The organism is Kitasatospora sp. NPDC015121, assembly GCF_055562955.1.
Map to the genome: position 1 here is coordinate 1 of NZ_JBVHEH010000096.1, position 2,851 is coordinate 2,851.

At 60.0% G+C, this 2,851-nt stretch carries 1 protein-coding gene; it reads left to right on the forward strand.

The annotated features are described in order from the left end of the window. Positions 1–27: 27 nt before the first annotated feature. Positions 28–2,851: DUF7927 domain-containing protein (locus ACZ3J7_RS40965; protein ID WP_465628493.1), on the forward strand; the 2,824-nt coding region annotated here is incomplete at its 3' end.

A 2,851-nucleotide genomic window follows, 5' to 3' on the forward strand; every position in this document is an offset into this window, starting at 1 on the left:
ACGATGGTCGGCACGGATGGTTTCTCGGTGACGGGAACCCTCGCTGCGGGTGAGAGCAAGACGGTGACGTATTCGGTGAAGGTCGATGCCGATGTCGTCGGTGGGGTGTTCGTGAACAACTTCGTTGTTCCGGGTACGACTCCGCCGGTGGATCCTCCGGAGGTGTGTGATCCGGCGACGCAGCTGTGCACGACGCATCCGGTGGTGTCTCCGAAGATTGCTGTGGTGAAGTCCTCTGATCCGGTGTCGGGTTCGAATGTTGTTGCCGGTCAGGACATCAAGTACACGCTCACGTTCTCGAACACTGGTAACGGTGCGGGTGAGGTCGCGCACTTCGATGATCTGCGTGGTCTGCTCGACGATGCTGATCTGGTTGCGGGCAGCTTGAGTGCTGATGCTCCGTTGGCTGCTGCGATGGTCGGCACGGATGGTTTCTCGGTGACGGGAACCCTCGCTGCGGGTGAGAGCAAGACGGTGACGTATTCGGTGAAGGTCGATGCCGATGTCGTTGGTGGGGTGTTCGTGAACAACTTCGTTGTTCCGGGTACGACTCCGCCGGTGGATCCTCCGGAGGTGTGTGATCCGGCGACGCAGCTGTGCACGACGCATCCGGTGGTGTCTCCGAAGATTGCTGTGGTGAAGTCCTCTGATCCGGTGTCGGGTTCGAATGTTGTTGCCGGTCAGGACATCAAGTACACGCTCACGTTCTCGAACACTGGTAACGGTGCGGGTGAGGTCGCGCACTTCGATGATCTGCGTGGTCTGCTCGACGATGCTGATCTGGTTGCGGGCAGCTTGAGTGCTGATGCTCCGTTGACTGCTGCGATGGTCGGCACGGATGGTTTCTCGGTGACGGGAACTCTCGCTGCGGGTGAGACGAAGACGGTGACGTACACCGTCACGGTCAAGGCTGATGCCGATCGTGTTGCGGCGAATGCCGACAACACGGTGCTCAACTTCGTTGTTCCGGGTACGACTCCGCCGGTGGATCCTCCGGAGGTGTGTGATCCGGCGACGCAGCTGTGCACGACGCATCCGGTTCAGGTTCCGGGGTTCACGGTCGCGAAGACTGCGGATCCGGCCTCGGGTACCAATGTTGCGGCTGGTCAGACGATCACGTACACGGTGACGGGTTCTAACACCGGTAAGACGACGCTTGATCCGGTGGTGTTGACCGATGATCTGTCGAAGGTTCTCGACAACGCGGCGTTGGTGGACGGTTCGCTCAAGGTAACGGTCGACGGTGCTCCTGCTGCTGCTCCGACGCTGGCGGGGACGACGCTTTCGTGGACTGGTGCACTCGAGGCTGGTAAGTCGGTTGTTCTGACCTATCAGGTGAAGGTCAATGCCGGTGTTGCCGGCGGCACGTTGATCAACAACAAGGTCACCGGTACTGCGAAGCCGCCGACCGGTCCGGAGATCACTCCTCCGCCGGTGACGACCGAGCATCCGGTTCTGTCTCCGAAGATTGCTGTGGTGAAGTCCTCTGATCCGGTGTCGGGTTCGAATGTTGTTGCCGGTCAGGACATCAAGTACACGCTCACGTTTACGAACACCGGTAACGGTGCGGGTGAGGTGGCGTTCTTCGATGATCTGCGTGGTCTGCTTGACGATGCTGATCTGGTTGCGGGCAGCTTGAGTGCTGATGCTCCGTTGACGGCTGCGATGGTCGGCACGGATGGTTTCTCGGTGACGGGGACCTTGGCGGCCGGTGAAACGAAGACGGTGACGTATTCGGTGAAGGTCAATGCCGATGTGGTCGGTGGGGTGTTCGTGAACAACTTCGTTGTTCCGGGTACGACTCCGCCGGTTGATCCTCCGGAGGTGTGTGATCCGGCGACGCAGCTGTGCACGACGCATCCGGTGAAGGTTCCGGGGTTCACGGTCGCGAAGACTGCGGATCCGGCCTCGGGTACCAATGTTGCGGCTGGTCAGACGATCACGTACACGGTGACCGGTGCGAATACGGGTAACACGACCCTTGATCCGGTGGTGTTGACCGATGATCTGTCGAAGGTTCTCGACAACGCGGCGTTGGTGGACGGTTCGCTGAAGGCGACTGTTGACGGTGTCGACGGTGCGGCTCCGACCCTGTCGGGTACGACGCTTTCCTGGACTGGTGCTCTCGAGGCTGGTAAGTCGGTTGTTCTGACCTACCAGGTGAAGGTCAATGCCGGTGTTGCCGGTGGCACGTTGATCAACAACAAGGTCACCGGTACTGCGAAGCCGCCGACCGGTCCGGAGATCACTCCTCCGCCGGTGACGACCGAACACCCGGTGGTGTCTCCGAAGATTGCTGTGGTGAAGTCCTCTGATCCGGTGTCGGGTTCGAATGTTGTTGCCGGTCAGGACATCAAGTACACGCTCACGTTCTCGAACACTGGTAACGGTGCGGGTGAGGTCGCGTTCTTCGATGATCTGCGTCAGGTTGTGGACAAGGGTGCATTGAGTGGTTTGACTGCTGATGCTCCGTTGGTTGCGACGATGGTCGGCACGGATGGTTTCTCGGTGACGGGAACCCTCGCTGCGGGTGAGAGCAAGACGGTGACGTATTCGGTGAAGGTCGATGCCGATGTGGTCGGTGGGGTGTTCGTGAACAACTTCGTTGTTCCGGGTACGACTCCGCCGGTTGATCCTCCGGAGGTGTGTGATCCGGCGACGCAGCTGTGCACGACGCATCCGGTTCAGGTTCCGGGGTTCACGGTCGCGAAGACTGCGGATCCGGCCTCGGGTACCAATGTTGCGGCTGGTCAGACGATCACGTACACGGTGACGGGTTCTAACACGGGTAACACGACCCTTGATCCGGTGGTGTTGACCGATGATCTGTCGAAGGTTCTCGACAACGCGG